This window comes from Pseudomonas costantinii (assembly GCF_001870435.1).
GTDB classification, from domain to species: Bacteria; Pseudomonadota; Gammaproteobacteria; order Pseudomonadales; family Pseudomonadaceae; genus Aquipseudomonas; species Aquipseudomonas costantinii.
Map to the genome: position 1 here is coordinate 175,810 of NZ_MDDR01000003.1, position 17,246 is coordinate 193,055.

The 17,246-nt window shown below is 60.3% G+C and carries 13 protein-coding genes and 1 pseudogene; all 14 read left to right on the plus strand.

Features of this window, described 5'->3' with window-relative positions:
* The first annotated feature begins 37 nt into the window (after nucleotides 1-37).
* The 14 genes and pseudogenes from hutH to BFL40_RS00945 all read left to right on the plus strand — a co-directional run bounded on the left by hutH (nucleotide 38) and on the right by BFL40_RS00945 (nucleotide 17,142).
* Nucleotides 38-1,576 carry a histidine ammonia-lyase gene (hutH, locus tag BFL40_RS00880; RefSeq protein ID WP_139213518.1) on the plus strand — a complete coding sequence of 513 codons (1,539 nt, stop codon included), beginning with the start codon at nucleotides 38-40 and terminating at the stop codon, nucleotides 1,574-1,576.
* A 146-nt stretch (nucleotides 1,577-1,722) separates the two neighbouring features.
* Complete coding sequence (locus tag BFL40_RS00885; protein ID WP_071482629.1) at nucleotides 1,723-3,132, plus strand: amino acid permease; 1,410 nt, start codon at nucleotides 1,723-1,725, stop codon at nucleotides 3,130-3,132.
* Nucleotides 3,133-3,147: 15 nt separating this feature from the next.
* Complete coding sequence (hutI, locus tag BFL40_RS00890) at nucleotides 3,148-4,353, plus strand: imidazolonepropionase (RefSeq protein ID WP_071482630.1); 1,206 nt, start codon at nucleotides 3,148-3,150, stop codon at nucleotides 4,351-4,353.
* Nucleotides 4,354-4,364: 11 nt separating this feature from the next.
* Nucleotides 4,365-5,165, plus strand: coding sequence for an N-formylglutamate deformylase (hutG, locus tag BFL40_RS00895; protein WP_071482631.1), 801 nt, complete (start codon nucleotides 4,365-4,367; stop codon nucleotides 5,163-5,165).
* Nucleotides 5,166-5,316: 151 nt separating this feature from the next.
* Complete coding sequence (locus BFL40_RS00900; RefSeq protein ID WP_071482632.1) at nucleotides 5,317-6,264, plus strand: choline ABC transporter substrate-binding protein; 948 nt, start codon at nucleotides 5,317-5,319, stop codon at nucleotides 6,262-6,264.
* A 58-nt stretch (nucleotides 6,265-6,322) separates the two neighbouring features.
* Entirely contained in the window at nucleotides 6,323-7,252 is a 930-nt protein-coding gene (locus BFL40_RS00905; RefSeq protein WP_071482633.1) for an alpha/beta hydrolase, read from the plus strand.
* Nucleotides 7,253-7,355: 103 nt separating this feature from the next.
* Nucleotides 7,356-8,327: a prolyl aminopeptidase gene (pip, locus tag BFL40_RS00910; RefSeq protein ID WP_071482634.1), complete on the plus strand. Its 972-nt coding sequence runs from the start codon at nucleotides 7,356-7,358 to the stop codon at nucleotides 8,325-8,327.
* The gene (dtd, locus tag BFL40_RS00915) at nucleotides 8,324-8,761 is read left to right on the plus strand and encodes a D-aminoacyl-tRNA deacylase (protein ID WP_071482635.1); all 438 of its coding nucleotides are present in this window, start codon (nucleotides 8,324-8,326) and stop codon (nucleotides 8,759-8,761) included. Before pip ends, dtd begins: the two co-directional genes overlap by 4 nt.
* 267 nt (nucleotides 8,762-9,028) lie before the next feature.
* Nucleotides 9,029-10,765 carry a glucan biosynthesis protein G gene (locus tag BFL40_RS00920; protein ID WP_071482731.1) on the plus strand — a complete coding sequence of 579 codons (1,737 nt, stop codon included), beginning with the start codon at nucleotides 9,029-9,031 and terminating at the stop codon, nucleotides 10,763-10,765.
* A pseudogene (gene mdoH, locus BFL40_RS00925) lies at nucleotides 10,758-13,345 on the plus strand (glucans biosynthesis glucosyltransferase MdoH); the annotation flags it as partial. The gene BFL40_RS00920 and the pseudogene mdoH, both read left to right, overlap by 8 nt.
* A 168-nt stretch (nucleotides 13,346-13,513) precedes the next feature.
* On the plus strand, nucleotides 13,514-14,314 hold the full coding sequence (locus tag BFL40_RS00930) for a transporter substrate-binding domain-containing protein (protein WP_071482637.1): 801 nt from the start codon (nucleotides 13,514-13,516) through the stop codon (nucleotides 14,312-14,314).
* 199 nt (nucleotides 14,315-14,513) lie between these two features.
* The gene (locus BFL40_RS00935; protein WP_071482732.1) at nucleotides 14,514-15,311 is read left to right on the plus strand and encodes a transporter substrate-binding domain-containing protein; all 798 of its coding nucleotides are present in this window, start codon (nucleotides 14,514-14,516) and stop codon (nucleotides 15,309-15,311) included.
* A 144-nt stretch (nucleotides 15,312-15,455) separates the two neighbouring features.
* Entirely contained in the window at nucleotides 15,456-16,415 is a 960-nt protein-coding gene (locus tag BFL40_RS00940; protein WP_071482638.1) for an amino acid ABC transporter permease, read from the plus strand.
* Nucleotides 16,408-17,142: an amino acid ABC transporter ATP-binding protein gene (locus tag BFL40_RS00945; protein WP_071482639.1), complete on the plus strand. Its 735-nt coding sequence runs from the start codon at nucleotides 16,408-16,410 to the stop codon at nucleotides 17,140-17,142. The genes BFL40_RS00940 and BFL40_RS00945 overlap by 8 nt, the downstream gene beginning before the upstream one ends.
* Nucleotides 17,143-17,246: the final 104 nt, after the last annotated feature.

The window sequence follows — 17,246 nt, forward strand, 5'->3', positions numbered from 1 at the left end:
GGAGCGACTGGTAGTTAACAACACTCTCAAAAGGAGCATGAATGTGACTGCGCTAAATCTGATTCCAGGCCAACTGAGCCTCTCCCAACTGCGGGCCATCTACCAGCAGCCGGTAACCCTCAGCCTGGATGACAGCGCCACGGCGCAGATCGAAGCCAGTGTTGCCTGCGTGGAGCAGATTCTCGCCGAGAACCGCACCGCTTACGGCATCAACACCGGTTTCGGCCTGCTGGCCTCGACCCGCATCGCAAGCGAAGACCTGGAAAACCTCCAGCGTTCGCTGGTGCTGTCCCATGCCGCCGGTGTCGGTGAGCCGATCAGCGATGCGCTGGTGCGGCTGGTCATGGTGCTCAAGGTCAACAGCCTGAGCCGTGGGTTCTCCGGGATTCGCCGCCAGGTGATCGACGCACTGATCGCGCTGATCAACGCCGAGGTGTATCCGCATATTCCTCTGAAAGGTTCAGTGGGTGCTTCCGGTGACTTGGCGCCATTGGCCCACATGTCCCTGGTGCTGCTGGGCGAAGGCAAGGCGCGCTACAAGGGCGAATGGCTTGAGGCCACCGAAGCGCTGAAAGTCGCCGGCCTGACCCCGCTGACCCTCGCCGCCAAAGAAGGTCTGGCGCTGCTCAACGGCACCCAGGTATCTACCGCGTATGCTTTGCGTGGCCTGTTCGAAGGCGAAGATTTGTTCGCGGGCGCCCTGGCCTGCGGCGCCCTGACCGTGGAAGCGGTGCTGGGCTCGCGTTCGCCATTTGACGCACGTATTCACGCCGCTCGCGGCCAACGTGGGCAGATCGATGCGGCTGCGGCCTATCGTGACCTGCTGGGCGAAAGCAGCCAGGTCTCCCAGTCGCACCAGAACTGCGACAAAGTACAAGACCCGTACTCCCTGCGCTGCCAGCCGCAAGTCATGGGCGCCTGCCTGACCCAGTTCCGCCAGGCCGCCGAAGTGCTGGTGGTGGAAGCCAACGCCGTGTCGGATAACCCGCTGGTGTTTGCAGCCGAAGGCGACGTGATCTCCGGCGGTAACTTCCACGCGGAACCGGTGGCCATGGCCGCTGATAACATGGCGCTGGCCATCGCGGAAATCGGCTCCCTGAGCGAGCGCCGTATCTCGCTGATGATGGACAAGCACATGTCGCAATTGCCGCCGTTCCTGGTGGGCAATGGCGGGGTGAACTCCGGTTTCATGATCGCCCAGGTGACAGCAGCAGCGTTGGCCAGTGAGAACAAGGCGCTGGCTCATCCGCATAGCGTGGACAGCCTGCCGACTTCCGCCAACCAGGAAGACCACGTTTCGATGGCGCCGGCTGCGGGCAAGCGCCTGTGGGAAATGGCCGAGAACACCCGTGGTGTGTTGGCGGTTGAGTGGCTGGCAGCGTGCCAGGGCCTGGACCTGCGCGACGGCTTGAAAACCTCGACCAAGCTTGAAAAGGCTCGCGGCATTCTGCGCGACAAAGTGGCGTTCTATGAAAAGGACCGCTTCTTTGCACCTGACATCAACGCCGCCAGCGAGCTGCTTGCCAGCCGCTGCCTGAATGAACTGGTGCCGGCCAAGTTGCTGCCAAGCCTGTAACTGATCATTCCCACGCTCTGCGTGGGAATGCCGCCCTGGACGCTCTGCGTCTACTTTTAGAGCCGTGACGCTGAGCGTCACAGGATGCATTCCCACGCAGAGCGTGGGAACGATCCTCTTCTTATAAAAATAATTAGGGACGAGAAATGCACACGCAAGAAAAGGGTTTGAAACGCGGGCTCAACGCCCGACATATTCGCTTTATGGCTCTGGGCTCGGCGATCGGTACCGGGCTTTTCTATGGCTCCGCGTCCGCCATCCAGATGGCCGGTCCCGCCGTGTTGTTGGCCTACCTGATCGGCGGCGCCGCGGTATTCATGGTGATGCGCGCCCTGGGTGAAATGGCCGTGCACAACCCGGTGGCCGGCTCCTTCGGCCAGTACGCCAGCACCTACCTGGGCCCCATGGCCGGCTTTATCCTCGGCTGGACCTACGCGTTTGAAATGATCATCGTCTGCCTCGCCGACGTGACCGCCTTCGGCATCTACATGGGCTTCTGGTTTCCCGAAGTCGCACGTTGGGTCTGGGTGCTCGGCATCGTGTTTTTGATCGGCGGCCTGAACCTGTGCAACGTCAAAGTGTTTGGCGAGATGGAGTTCTGGCTGTCGCTGCTCAAGGTTGGCGCGATTGTCGCGATGATCCTGGGCGGCTTCGGCATCATGCTGTTCGGCATTCACACTGCCGGCGACACCCAAGCCAGCGGCCTCAGCAACCTGTGGGCCCACGGCGGCTTTATGCCCAACGGCGTTGGCGGTTTGATCGCCTCGTTTGCGGTGGTGATGTTCGCGTTTGGCGGCATCGAAATCATCGGCATCACCGCCGGTGAAGCCAAGGACCCGCAACGTGTGATCCCCAAGGCGATCAACGCCGTGCCGCTGCGCATCCTGTTGTTCTACGTGCTGACCTTGTTTGTGTTGATGGCGATCTACCCGTGGCCGCAGATCGGCACCCAGGGCAGCCCGTTCGTACAGATATTCAGCAACCTGGGCATCGGCTCGGCGGCGACCATTCTCAATATCGTGGTGATCTCGGCGGCGGTGTCGGCCATCAACAGTGACATCTTTGGCGCCGGCCGCATGATGTACGGCCTGGCCCAGCAAGGGCAGGCGCCCAAGGGTTTTGCCCAGCTGTCCAAACAAGGCGTGCCGTGGATGACCGTGGTGGTGATGGGCGCGGCGCTGCTCGGCGGCGTGGTGCTCAATTACCTGATCCCGGAAAACGTGTTCCTGGTGATTGCCTCGATTGCCACCTTCGCCACCGTATGGGTCTGGCTGATGATCCTGTTCACCCAGGTCGCGATGCGCCGCTCGATGACTAAAGAGCAAGTCGCCGAGCTGAAATTCCCGGTACCGTTCTGGCCTTATGCGCCTGCGGCGGCCATCGTGTTCATGTTGTTTGTATTTGGCGTGCTGGGCTACTTCCCGGACACCCAGGCTGCATTGCTGGTCGGCGCCGTGTGGATCGTGCTGTTGGTCGTCGCCTACCTGTTGTGGGTCAAACCCGCTGCCGGGCAAGCGGCCAAGGTCCATTACGACCCGGTTTTGTCTCATCGATAACTTAGGGAGGCGTTGATGAAAACGCTTTGGCAACACTGCCACGTCGCAACCATGGCCCACGGCAAATACTCGATCATCGAGGATGCCGCCATGGTCACCGCAGGTCAGCTCATCGAGTGGATCGGCCCCTTGGCCGATCTGCCGGAGGGAGACTATGCGCAGGTTCACGACCTGCAAGGCGCGTGGGTTACCCCCGGGCTGATCGACTGCCACACGCACACGGTGTTTGGCGGCAATCGCAGCGGCGAATTCGAGCAGCGCCTTGAAGGGGTGAGCTACGCCGAAATCGCGGCCAAAGGGGGCGGTATTGCCAGCACGGTGCGCGCCACCCGCGCCGCGACAGAAGATGAACTGTTTGCCAGCGCTGAAAAGCGCCTGCGCAGTTTGCTGCGTGACGGCGTGACCACGGTTGAGATCAAGTCCGGCTACGGCTTGGACCTGGCCAATGAACGCAAGATGTTGCGGGTTGCGCGTCGTCTCGGCGAAGCGCTGCCAGTCAGCGTGCGCGCCACGTGCCTCGCGGCGCACGCGTTGCCGCCGGAGTACAAGGACCGTGCCGATGACTACATCGATCACATCTGCGCCGAGATGTTGCCAGCCTTGGCGGCGGAAGGGCTGGTGGATGCGGTCGACGCTTTCTGCGAGTACCTAGCGTTTTCCACCGAACAGGTGGAGCGCGTGTTCAAGGTTGCCCAGCAGTTGGACCTGCCGGTGAAACTGCATGCCGAGCAGCTGTCGTCGTTGCACGGTTCCAGCCTCGCGGCGCGTTACCACGCGTTGTCGGCGGACCATCTGGAGTTCATGACCGAAGAAGACGCCATCGCCATGGCCGCTTCTGGCACCGTCGCCGTCTTGCTGCCGGGCGCTTTCTACTTCCTGCGTGAAACCCAGTTGCCGCCGATGGAGGTCCTGCGCAAGCACGGTGTGAAGATCGCTATAGCCAGCGACCTCAACCCCGGCACCTCACCGGCGTTGTCGGTGCGCTTGATGCTGAACATGGCTTGCACCTTGTTCCGCATGACCCCGGAAGAAGCCCTGGCCGGCGCCACCCAGCATGCGGCCACCGCGCTGGGCATGGGTGACACCCATGGGTCTCTGGAAGTGGGCAAGGTCGCGGATTTTGTCGCGTGGCAGATTGATCGCCCCGCCGACCTTGCCTACTGGCTGGGCGGCGAGCTGGATAAACGCGTCGTGCGCCACGGCGTCGACGTCACTGTTTGAGGAGCAATGCTGTGGACAAGGTTCTGAACTTCAAAAAAGGCCGCGTGCCGCTGCTGATCAGCATGCCCCACGCCGGGCTGCGTCTCACGCCTGCGGTGCAGGCCGGGTTGATCCCCGAGGCGCAGAGCCTGCCGGATACCGACTGGCACATCCCCACGCTGTATGACTTTGCCGAAGAGCTCGGTGCCAGCACCTTGGCGGCCGAGTACTCGCGGTTTGTGATCGACCTGAACCGGCCGTCCGACGACAAACCGTTGTATGTCGGCGCCACCACCGGTTTGTACCCGGCGACGCTGTTTGACGGCGTGCCGTTGTTCCGCGAAGGTCTGGAGCCGTCAAAGGAAGAGCGCGCAACCTACCTGGAAAAGGTCTGGGGCCCATACCACCGTACGCTGCAAGAGGAACTGGCCCGGCTCAAGGCCGAGTTCGGCTATGCGCTGCTGTTCGATGCGCACTCGATCCGCTCGGTGATCCCGCACCTGTTCGATGGCAAACTGCCGGACTTCAACCTCGGCACCTTCAATGGCGCTGCCTGCGACGCCGAGTTGGCCAGCCAGCTCGAAGCCATCTGCGCCAAATATCCCCAGTACACCCATGTGCTGAACGGGCGCTTCAAGGGTGGCCATATCACCCGGCACTACGGCAACCCGGCGCAGGACATCCACGCCGTGCAGTTGGAGTTGTGCCAGAGCGCTTATATGGAAGAGTTCGAGCCGTTCCGTTATCGGACGGATTTGGCCGAGCCAACCCAGGTGGTGTTGAAGCAGTTGCTGGAAGGGTTCCTGGCTTGGGGGCAAAAGCGCTACGGCTGAAATGGCTATCGCCGGCAAGCCTCACAGTCGCCGCAGTGCAACTGCCGGTCGCCACAGGTCGTGTTGATAGAGGTCTCGCTGGGTAAGGTTGTGGGTACGGCGCGTCAGACGCCACTCCCCACAATAAAAGCTGCCGAGTGAGACCTCTTTCATGAAAAGACTGTTCAACCGTTACCTGTTGACCCTCACCGGCGCCGCACTGCTCAGTGCACACGCCATGGCCGCCGAGCCGGCCTCCTGCAAAGCCGTGCGCATGGGCGTGGTCAGTTGGACCGACGTGATCGCCACCTCGGGCATGGCTGATGTGTTACTCAACGGCCTGGGCTACGACAGCAAACAGACCAGCGCTGTGCAGCAGATCATCTTCGCGGGCATCCGCGACAAGCGTCTGGATGTTTTCCTCGGCTACTGGAAACCGGCGATGGATAACAACATCGCACCGTTCCTGGCGGCCAAACAGGTCAAAGTCTTCGATAAACCCAGCCTTGCCGACGCCCAGGCCACCCTGGCCGTGCCGCAATACGTGGCCGATGCCGGGTTGAAGACCTTTGCCGATATCGCCCGCTTCAAAGACAAGTTGGGCGCCAAGATCTATGGCATCGAGCCCGGTAGCGGCGCCAATACCGATATCCAGAAAATGATCGACACCAACCACTTCGGCCTCGGCGGCTTCAAGCTGGTCGCCTCGGGTGAAGCGGGCATGCTGGCGGCGGTGCAACGCGCGGTGAACCGCAAGGAGTTCGTGGTGTTTGTCGGTTGGACCCCGCACCCGATGAACATCAACATGAAAATGGCCTACCTCACCGGCAGTGAAGATGTGTTCGGCCCTGACGAAGGTCGCGCCACGGTCTCCACCGTCACCGCGCCGGACTTCGCAGAGCGCTGCCCCAACGCCAATCGACTGTTGGAAAACCTGACCTTCACCGCCGCCCAGGAAAGCCAGTTGATGGTGCCGATCATGGAGCGCCAGTCGCCCCAGGATGTGGCCAAGCAATGGCTGCGTGATCACCCTGAGGATTTGCAGCGCTGGTTGGCCGGGGTCACGGCGTTTGATGGCAAGGATGGCGTGGCAGCGGTGCAGGCCAGCCTCAAACCCTGAGCCGAACTTGTCAGATAAAACAACACGTTTGGATCTCCAGCGTCAGGGATATTTGCGCATGTATTCGATCTCTCCGCAGCTTGCCGCCTTTGTCGCCAAAACCGAGTCCTTCACCAGTGACGACTCGTCGCTGGCAGGATTACGCCAAGGCTACGACCGCATGTGCCAAGCATTTACCCCGCCACAGCCGCCAGGACTGCAAGTTTCGGACTTTTCACTGGGTGGGGTGAAGGTGCGTAGCTATAAGCCTACGACTCCCACTCCGGTTGATGGCTGGCCCTGCCTCCTTTATATGCACGGCGGCGGCTGGGTGGTCGGCGGGCTGGATTCCCATGACTTCATTTGCTTCGAACTGGCCAGCGCGTTACAGGTGCTGGTGATCGCCATCGATTACCGCCTGGCGCCTGAACACCCATTCCCAGCGGCTTACGAAGATTGCCGCGCGGTGTGGCAAGCGATCCAGGCGGGGCAGGGGCCGTACGCCATTGATCTCCGGCGTCTGGTGGTGGCAGGTGACAGCGCGGGCGGCAATCTGGCGGCGGCGTTGTGCCTGGGCCTGCGGGATGACGGCCAGCCGCGGCCCCGGGCCCAAGTGTTGATCTATCCAGGCTTGGGTGGCCCGGCCGATTTGCCATCACGCCGCGATTGCAGGGATGCGCCATTGCTCACCACCGCCGACACAGACTGCTATCTGGCGCTCTACCTGCTGGGTGCGGGCCAGCCGTCGTCCTATGCCATGCCGCTGCTGGCTGAAGACTTCAGCGATTTGCCCAAGGCATTGATCGCCGTGGCGCAGTTTGACCCGCTGCGTGATGACGGCATGCTCTACGCCGAACGCCTTCAGGCGGCGGGCGTAGCAGCGGTGCTTTATCCCGGGAAAGGCCTGATCCATGGCTGCCTAAGGGCGCGCGGCCAAGTGCCGGAGGTGGATCAGTTGTACGACTATCTGTTGTATTACCTGAGGAGCGAAGGGCTGACACAGGTCTAAGCGCTCAAGGACATGCTCATTGCACAATTCGGGTTTATGATGCCAGACGGCAAAATAATAGACGTCCCCCCAGGGATGAACCCGACACCCTACGGAGCGCGCAATGCAGACTTGGTACCCGCAGATCAAACCCTACGCCCGGCACGATCTGGCAGTCGATGAAACCCACACGCTGTATGTCGATGAAAGTGGCTCCCCCGAAGGTTTGCCCGTCGTATTCATCCACGGCGGCCCTGGTGCCGGTTGTGATGCCAACAGTCGCTGCTACTTTGATCCGAGCCTGTACCGCATTGTCACCTTCGACCAGCGTGGTTGCGGTCGCTCCACCCCTCGCGCCAGCCTGGAAAACAACACCACCTGGGACCTGGTCGCCGACCTCGAGCGCATCCGCGAACACTTGGGCATCGAGAAATGGGTGTTGTTCGGCGGTTCCTGGGGTTCGACCCTGGCCCTGGCCTACGCGCAAACCCACCCAGAGCGGGTCCATGGCCTGATCGTGCGCGGTATTTTCCTGGCCCGTCCCCAAGACATTCAGTGGTTCTACCAGGCCGGCGCCAGCCGTATGTTCCCGGATTACTGGCAGGACTACCTTGCCCCGATCCCTCAAGAAGAACGCCACGACCTGCTCACGGCCTACCATAAGCGCCTGACCGGCAACGACCAGATTGCCCAGATGCATGCGGCCAAGGCCTGGTCCACCTGGGAAGGTCGCATGTTGGGCCTGTGCCCGAACCCTCAGCAGGTCGAGCGGTTTGCCGAGCCCCAGCGCGCCCTGTCCATCGCGCGTATCGAGTGCCACTACTTCACCAACAACTCCTTCCTGGAACCTGACCAGCTGATTCGCGATATGCACAAGATCGCCCATCTGCCTGGCGTAATCATTCACGGCCGCTACGATATGATCTGCCCACTGGATAACGCCTGGGAGCTGCATCAGGCGTGGCCCAACAGCGAACTGCAAGTGATCCGCGAGGCTGGCCATGCGGCATCCGAGCCGGGAATCACTGATGCGTTGGTGCGTGCGACCGGCGAGATGGCACGGCGCCTGCTTGACTTGCCGCCAGAAGAAGCATGAAGGGCCTGTTGCAAAGGGTGCGTGGCGCCCGGGTTGAGGTCGCGGGCGAAGTAGTGGGGTCGATCGATCAGGGTTTGCTGGTGTTGGTGGCCGTCGAACCTGGCGATACGCCCGAGAGCGCCGACAAACTTTTGCACAAGCTGCTTAACTATCGGGTGTTCAGCGACGAAGAGGGCAAGATGAACGTGTCCTTGAAGGACATCGGCGGCGGTTTGCTGCTGGTGTCACAGTTCACTCTGGCGGCGGATACCAAAAGCGGGCTGCGTCCGAGCTTCTCTACTGCGGCCCCACCGGCCTTGGGTGCAGCGCTTTTCGATCACTTGCTGTTACAAGCGCAACAATTGCATGGCAAGGTGGCGTCGGGGCGTTTTGGCGCTGATATGCAGGTGCATTTGGTCAATGATGGCCCTGTGACCTTCCTCTTACAGACGTGAATGTATTAAAAACGACTTTTAATGCCTAAAAACGCAGGATTTCGCTACAAATACTTCGTTGTCCCTGATGCGTTGTCTCGCGGGCTACTAGATAATCGCGCGCTACGGGGATCAGCGTTGTTTGGTCCATTTTTGACTTAGGTAGAGACTTGTCCGGCAGCCGTTGGGGAATCATTTAGCCCCAGGGGAGTCGGAACAATGCTCGCCAACCTGGCATATAGATAGCTGGCCGTTGGTTTTTTGATCTGTTTTCGGCGAGGGTTGCTCGTGATTGTTAGTCCCTGTAATGCACCAAAATTGTCTGCCAAACGGTTACGAAACGCACTGGTGACGGGCTCTGCCCTGTTTTGCCTGTTCGGCGCGGGTCAACTGTGGGCATTCAGTCTGGATGATGTGTCGGCCAAGGCAAAAGAGCTGGCCGGGCAGAAATACGAAGCTCCGCGCAGCAATCTGCCAAACGAATTCCGCGAAATGAAATTCGCTGACTACCAAAAAATTCGTTTCCGCAACGAGAAAGCCGAGTGGGCTGATCAGAACACGCCGTTCAAGCTGTCCTTCTATCACCAGGGCATGCACTTCGACACGCCGGTGAAAATCAACGAAGTCACTGCCGACAGCGTCCAGGAAATCAAATACGACCCGACTCGTTTCGATTTCGGCGACGTGAAGTTTGATCCTAAAGCCACCGAACAACTGGGTTATGCCGGTTTCCGTGTGCTGTACCCGATCAACAAGGCTGACAAGCAAGACGAAATCATGACCATGCTCGGCGCCAGCTACTTCCGCGTCGTTGGCAAGGGCCAGTCCTATGGCCTGTCCGCCCGTGGCATGGCGATCGACACGGCATTGCCGTCCGGCGAAGAATTCCCGCGCTTCACTGAGTTCTGGATCGAGCGTCCAAAACCGGGTGAAAAACAGCTGGTGATCTTTGCCTTGCTGGACTCGCCTCGGGCTACCGGTGCCTATCGCCTGACCCTGCGCCCTGGCACCGACACCATTGTCGACGTCAAATCGCAGATGTTCCTGCGTGACAAGGTCACCAAACTGGGCGTTGCTCCGTTGACCAGCATGTACCTGTTCGGCGCGAACCAGCCGTCGAAGGTGCTCAACTACCGTCGTGAACTGCACGATTCCAGCGGCCTGTCGATCCATGCCGGTAACGGCGAGTGGATCTGGCGCCCACTGAACAACCCTAAACACCTGTCGGTCAGCAACTTCGCCGTAGAGAACCCGCGTGGTTTCGGCTTGCTGCAGCGTGGCCGCGACTTCAGCCACTACGAAGACCTGGACGACAACTACGACAAGCGCCCAAGCGCCTGGATCGAGCCTGAAGGCGACTGGGGCAAGGGTTCCGTCGACCTGGTAGAGATTCCGACCGCCGATGAAACCAACGACAACATCGTTGCGTTCTGGAGCCCGGCCGAGCTGCCTAAAGTCGGCGAACCGCTGAACGTCAGCTACCGCCTGCACTGGACCATGGACGAAAAGGCCCTGCACCCGACCGACAGCGCCTGGGTCAAGCAGACCCTGCGTTCCACCGGTGACGTGAAACAGTCCAACCTGATCCGTCAACCCGATGGCAGCGTGGCCTACCTGGTGGACTTCGAGGGCCCGTCCCTGAAAGCCCTGCCGTCTGATGCGCCGGTTCGCAGCCAGGTCAGCGTTGGCGACAACGCCGAGATCGTTGAGAACAGCGTGCGCTACAACGAGCACACCAAAGGCTGGCGTCTGACCCTGCGTATGAAGATCAAGGACGCAGGCAAACCGACCGAAATGCGTGCGGCCCTGGTCCAGGACATCGTGAAGCCTGAGCCTGAGAAGGTTTCGACCCAAGTGCTCAAGGCTGACAAAGTGCTCGCTAAACAGCACGAAAAGCAGGCCAAGAAAGACGCGAAAGACAAGGAAGCCAAGCAGCCAGAAGCTGCCCCAGCCACACCGGAGCCGGCCAAGACAGAACAAGTCCTGACCGAAACCTGGAGCTATCAGTTGCCTGCCGATGAGTAATTCCCAAGCCACGCCCGAGACTCTGTCCGAGTACCTGGCGCATCTCCCGATGACTGCTGAGCAGCGCGCCGAACTGGCGGGCTGCACATCCTTCAGCGAACTGCACGAACGCTTGTCGTCCAAGGCCTTCGACGCACCGACCGACGCTGCCCAAGCGTCGGTTGGCCGCCGGCTGACCCTCAACACCGCCGAAGAGCTGCAAGACGCGGAAATGCTGGCGCTCGACGCCAGTGGTCGGGTTTGCCTGAAGGCCACGCCGCCGATTCGTCGGACCAAAGTGGTGCCTGAGCCTTGGCGTACCAACATTCTGGTGCGCGGTTGGCGCCGGCTGACCGGTCGTACCAACCCTCCGGCCCCGCCGAAGGATGAACGTGTATTGCCGGCGGCGCGCTGGCGCACCGTGGGTTCGATCCGTCGTTACATCCTGCTGGTGCTGATGCTCGGCCAGACCATCATTGCCGGCTGGTACATGAAAGGCATCATGCCGTACCAAGGCTGGTCGCTGGTCGACTTCGACGAAGTTCGTAACCAGACGCTGCTGCAAACCGCCACCCAAGTACTGCCTTACGCCCTGCAAACCAGCATCCTGATCATGTTCGGGATCTTGTTCTGCTGGGTGTCGGCTGGTTTCTGGACTGCATTGATGGGCTTCCTGGAGTTGCTCACCGGTCACGATAAATACCGAATCTCCGGTAAAAGTGCCGGCGACGAGCCAATTCCGAAAGACGCCCGCACCGCGCTGGTGATGCCGATCTGCAACGAAGACGTGCCCCGGGTATTCGCCGGTCTGCGTGCGACGTTCGAATCGGTGGCCGCCACGGGTGACCTGGATCGCTTCGATTTCTTCGTGCTCAGCGACAGTAACGACGCTGATATCTGTATCGCCGAGCAGCAAGCCTGGCTCGACGTGTGCCGCGAAGCCGGTGGTTTCGGCAAGATCTTCTATCGCCGCCGTCGCCGTCGCGTAAAGCGCAAGAGCGGCAACCTCGACGACTTCTGCCGTCGTTGGGGCGGTGACTACAAGTACATGGTCGTTCTCGACGCCGACAGCGTGATGAGCGGCGAATGCCTGACCAGCCTGGTGCGCTTGATGGAAGCCACGCCGGATGCCGGGATTATCCAGACCGCGCCACGGGCGTCGGGCATGGACACCCTGTATGCGCGCATGCAGCAGTTCGCCACCCGCGTGTATGGCCCGCTGTTTACGGCCGGCCTGCACTTCTGGCAACTGGGTGAATCCCACTACTGGGGTCACAACGCGATCATCCGCATGAAGCCGTTTATCGAGCACTGCGCCCTGGCGCCATTGCCGGGGAAAGGCGCGTTCGCCGGTGCGATCCTCTCCCACGACTTCGTTGAAGCTGCGCTGATGCGCCGTGCCGGCTGGGGCGTGTGGATTGCCTACGACTTGCCGGGCAGTTACGAAGAGCTACCGCCGAACCTGTTGGATGAACTCAAGCGTGACCGTCGCTGGTGCCACGGCAACCTGATGAACTTTCGCCTGTTCCTGGTCAAGGGTATGCACCCGGTGCACCGTGCGGTGTTCCTGACCGGCGTGATGTCCTACCTGTCGGCGCCTTTATGGTTCTTCTTCCTGGTGCTGTCGACGGCGTTGCTGGCGGTGAACACCTTGATGGAACCGCAGTACTTCATGGCACCACGCCAGCTGTACCCACTGTGGCCTCAATGGCATCCGGACAAGGCGGTGGCGCTGTTCTCCACCACTATCGTGCTGCTGTTCCTGCCGAAGTTGCTGAGCATCATCCTGATCTGGGCCAAGGGCGCGAAAGAGTTCGGCGGCAAGTTCAAGGTGACCTTGTCGATGCTGCTGGAGATGCTGTTCTCCATGCTGCTGGCGCCGGTGCGGATGATCTTCCACACCCGCTTCGTACTCGCCGCGTTCCTCGGCTGGGCTGCGACCTGGAACTCGCCGCAGCGTGACGACGACTCCACGCCATGGAGTGAAGCGGTCAAGCGCCACGGTCCGCAAACCGTGCTCGGCTTCCTGTGGGCGCTGTTGGTGGTGTGGTTGAACCCAAGCTTCCTGTGGTGGCTGATTCCGATCGTCGGTTCGCTGATGCTGTCGATCCCGGTGTCGGTGATTTCCAGCCGGGTCAAGCTGGGCCTCAAGTCTCGCGACGAGAGCCTGTTCCTGATTCCTGAGGAATACAATCCGCCGCAAGCGTTGCTGTCGACCGAGAAGTACACCCACGAAAATCGTTGGCACGCCCTGAATGATGGGTTTGTGCGTTCGGTAGTCGATCCGCAGCAGAACGCCTTGGCCTGTGCCCTGGCGACCTCGCGTCACCGCGAGGCGGAGCCGATCGAGTACTTGCGCCTTGAGCGTGTTCGCCACGCGTTGAAAGTCGGCCCTGCCGGCCTCAACAACAGCGAGCGCCTGGCCTTGCTCAGCGACCCGGTGGCCCTGGCTCGCCTGCATGAGCAGGTCTGGAGCGAAGGTCATGCCGAGTGGCTCGGCGCTTGGCGTGAATCGATCAAAGCTGATCCTCACGCGCCGTTGCTGCCGCTGCAACCGCTGTCGTCCCAGGCTCAACCGGCCTGATTCAGACGCCCCCGAGTGTTCATCTCGGGGGCGTTCGAAGCGCTGATCCTACAGCGTTCCCCGCCTCTTCCATTTAACGCTAACTCCTTGTTATTTCGAAACAAAAGACCTTTGTTCGAGACGTATTGCCGTGCCCGTGCCTGGGTTAGCATCGCCCCCCAAATTTGATTTGCCACGGGGGATTCATGAGCAAAAGGTATTGTTTGGCATGGCTGATCGGCGCTGTCGTATTGATTTACGCAGGTCTGGTGAATGCTGGCGCCCTTGACGACGCCGTTCGACGCGGTGTGCTTAAAGTCGGCACCACGCCCACTTACGTCCCCTTTGAAATGACGGATAAACAGGGGCGCATCGTCGGTTTTGAGATCGACTTGCTCCAGGCGATGAGCCGCGCGTTGGGCGTTGAGCTTGAACTGATTGCGGTGCCTTATACCGAGTTGCTGCCGGGTCTGATGGCGAAGAAGTTTGATCTGATTGGCAGCGGCATGACGGTTACTCAGGAGCGCAACCTGAAGCTGAATTTCAGCGACTCCTTCATCGTGGTTGGCCAAACGGTACTGTTGCACCCCCGCCTGGCCGGCATGGTTTCGAGTATTGAAGACCTGAACGAGGCTGGATACCGGATCGTTGCCACTGAAGGCACCACTGGAGAGGCTGCTGCACAACGCTTTCTGGGGGCGGCTCGTCTAAGTAGTTTCACCACCTCGGAAGAAGCTATACGGCAGGTAGTCGAGGGCAAGGCCGATGCCTTTATTCATGACGCGCCCTACAACCTGATCGCGATGACCCGGCCGGAAAACCGCACGTTATTGGCGCTTGAACAACCCTTTACCTTCGAGCCCCTGGCGTTCGGCCTGAAAAAAGGTGATTACGACAGCCTTAACTGGATCAACCATTTCCTCAATCAGGTGGCACAGGATGGCACCTACGATCGCCTGCACGATAAGTGGTTTAAGGACACCACCTGGATGGCGGAGATCGATTGAGTGTCATAACTGCTTACACATCAATCAATTGCCGAACACAGGCTCTTGGCTGCACCGTTGTGGGGCTTTTCCGACATACGCCGATAACATTTACCCGTGAAACCTTTGTGACGGGGGACGAGTGAGTTAGGATCGCACCCCGCAATGGTGCAGCCCTTTTGCGCACCGGCCTTACAAGAATCGTTCAGGGGACTTGATGATGAAAAAGTATCTTTCGATGCTGCTGCTAGGCGTCACTACGCTGGTCGCCGCAGCTGCGGCCCAAGCCGGAGCCATCGATGATGCGGTCAAGCGCGGCACGCTGAAAGTCGGCATGGACCCGACCTACATGCCGTTCGAAATGACAGATAAACGCGGTGAAATCATCGGTTTTGAAGTCGACATCCTCAAGGCCATGGCCAAGTCCATGGGCGTCAAGCTGGAGCTGGTGTCCACCGGTTATGATGGCATCATCCCGGCCTTCCTGACCGGCAAGTTCGACATGATCGGCAGCGGCATGACCCTGACCCAGGAACGTAACCTGCGCCTGAACTTCAGCGAACCCTTCATTGTGGTCGGCCAGACTTTGCTGATCCGCAAGGACCTGGAAGGCACCATCAAGTCTTACAAAGACCTGAACGACGAGAAATATCGCCTGACCTCCAAGCTTGGCACCACGGGTGAAATGATCGCCAAGAAGATGATCTCCAAAGCCAAGTACCACGGCTATGACAACGAGCAAGAAGGCGTGTTGGACGTGGTCAACGGCAAAGCCGACGCCTTCGTCTATGACGCGCCGTACAACGTAGTGGCTGAGAAGAAAGTCGGCAACGGCAAGCTGGTGTTCCTCGACGAACCCTTCACTTTCGAGCCTCTGGCGTTCGGCCTGAAAAAAGGCGATTACGACAGCCTCAACTACATCAATAATTTCCTGCACCAGATCCGCAACGACGGCACCTACGATCGCATCCATGACAAGTGGTTCAAGAGCTCCGAGTGGCTCAAGGACATGGAATAAGGGCTGACATCGAGTCGATCGTTCCCACGCTCTGCGTGGAAATGCAGCCCGTGACGCTCCGCGTCACAAAGCGGACGCAGAGCGTCTAGTGAGGCATTCCCACGCAGAGCGTGGGAACGATCTCAATCAATCCCGGAATTCGCAATGAAACAGAAAAAAGCCCAATGGCCCTGGCACCTGCTGACCGTGGTCGTGTTGGTTGGCCTGGCTGGCGCGTTGTACTACGCCACCTCGCTGATGTCCTACGAATGGCGCTGGAACCGCGTGCCGCAGTACTTCGCCTATCAGGCCGAAACGTCGCAGCGTGCCGCCGACATTTCCACCGTCGTTGAGTTGGTACGCAAAGGCGATGTAGCCGAAGTCACCCTGCGCAACGACGCCGGAGTGGAGCAAAAACTGACCGTTGCCGACAACAGTCTGCAAGTTGCACGTGGCGATGACGTGGCCGAAGGCGATGTGGTGGGCGTGACCCGCCATTGGGCGCTGGGCCCGCTGATGTGGGGCTTGTGGACCACGTTGTGGCTGTCGGTGGTGTCCGGGATTCTGGGCTTGGCGATTGGTTTGGCGACGGGGTTGTGCCGTCTCTCCAGTAACCCGACCCTGCGCGACCTGTCGACGATCTACGTCGAGCTGGTGCGCGGCACGCCGCTTTTGGTGCAGATCTTCATTTTCTATTTCTTCATCGGCACGGTGCTCAACCTGTCTCGGGAATTCGCCGGGATCGCCGCACTGTCGCTGTTCACCGGCGCCTACGTGGCGGAAATTGTCCGCGCCGGCGTGCAGTCCATCACCCGTGGTCAGAACGAAGCCGCGCGCTCCCTGGGCCTGAGTGCCAGTCAGTCTATGCGCCACGTGGTGTTGCCGCAGGCCTTCAAGCGCGTGCTACCGCCGCTGGCCGGGCAATTTATCAGTCTGGTGAAAGACACGTCCCTGGTCTCGGTGATCGCCATTACTGAGCTGCTCAAAAGCGGTCGCGAAGTGATCACCACCTCGTTTTCGCCGTTTGAAATCCTGTTCTGTGTGGCAGGCCTGTACCTGCTGATCAACCTGCCGCTGTCGAAAATGGCCAGCCGGCTTGAGCGGAGGCTCGCGCAAAGTGATTGAAGTTCGCGATCTGGTAAAAGTCTTCGACACCCGTGGCCATGTGGTGCGCGCGGTGGACCACGTCACCACCCAAGTCGCCAAGGGCGAAGTGTTGGTTGTGATTGGCCCGTCGGGTTCCGGTAAGTCAACGTTCCTGCGCTGCCTTAACGGGCTGGAAGAATTCGATTCCGGCTCGGTGAGCATCGACGGCCTGCAACTGGCCGACCCGAAAACCGATGTGAACGCCTACCGCCGTGAAGTCGGCATGGTGTTCCAGCACTTCAACCTGTTTCCCCACATGACCGTGCTGGAAAACCTGTGCCTTGCGCAAAAAGTCGTGCGCAAGCGCGGCAAGCAAGAGCGCGAGGCCAAGGCCCTGGCGCTACTGGAGAAGGTCGGGATCGCGCAGAAGGCCAACGAATTCCCGTCACGCCTGTCTGGCGGTCAGCAACAACGGGTGGCGATTGCCCGGGCCCTGGCCATGGAACCCAAGGTGATGTTGTTTGACGAACCGACTTCGGCCCTCGACCCGGAAATGGTCGGCGAAGTACTGGACGTGATGAAGACCCTGGCCCTGGAAGGCATGACCATGGTCTGCGTCACCCACGAGATGGGTTTTGCCCGCGAAGTCGCGGACCGTGTGCTGTTCTTCGATCACGGCAAGCTGCTCGAAGACGCTTCCCCAGCCGAATTCTTCGATGCGCCGAAAGACCCACGGGCCCAGGCCTTCCTACGCCAAGTCCTGTAATCACCTCACCCGTAGCAGCTGTCGAGCTTAAGCGAGGCTGCGTCGGGCGCGCTGCCGATACAGGCGCGTGTCGCGCCTCACGCAGCCTCGCTGGGGCTCGACAG

Coding starts and splice junctions, on each gene's coding strand:
- hutH (WP_139213518.1), top strand. CDS start 38: ATGAATGTGACTGCGCTAAATCTGATTCCAGGCCAACTGAGCCTCTCC.
- BFL40_RS00885 (WP_071482629.1), top strand. CDS start 1,723: ATGCACACGCAAGAAAAGGGTTTGAAACGCGGGCTCAACGCCCGACAT.
- hutI (WP_071482630.1), top strand. CDS start 3,148: ATGAAAACGCTTTGGCAACACTGCCACGTCGCAACCATGGCCCACGGC.
- BFL40_RS00900 (WP_071482632.1), top strand. CDS start 5,317: ATGAAAAGACTGTTCAACCGTTACCTGTTGACCCTCACCGGCGCCGCA.
- BFL40_RS00905 (WP_071482633.1), top strand. CDS start 6,323: ATGTATTCGATCTCTCCGCAGCTTGCCGCCTTTGTCGCCAAAACCGAG.
- pip (WP_071482634.1), top strand. CDS start 7,356: ATGCAGACTTGGTACCCGCAGATCAAACCCTACGCCCGGCACGATCTG.
- dtd (WP_071482635.1), top strand. CDS start 8,324: ATGAAGGGCCTGTTGCAAAGGGTGCGTGGCGCCCGGGTTGAGGTCGCG.
- BFL40_RS00930 (WP_071482637.1), top strand. CDS start 13,514: ATGAGCAAAAGGTATTGTTTGGCATGGCTGATCGGCGCTGTCGTATTG.
- BFL40_RS00935 (WP_071482732.1), top strand. CDS start 14,514: ATGAAAAAGTATCTTTCGATGCTGCTGCTAGGCGTCACTACGCTGGTC.
- BFL40_RS00940 (WP_071482638.1), top strand. CDS start 15,456: ATGAAACAGAAAAAAGCCCAATGGCCCTGGCACCTGCTGACCGTGGTC.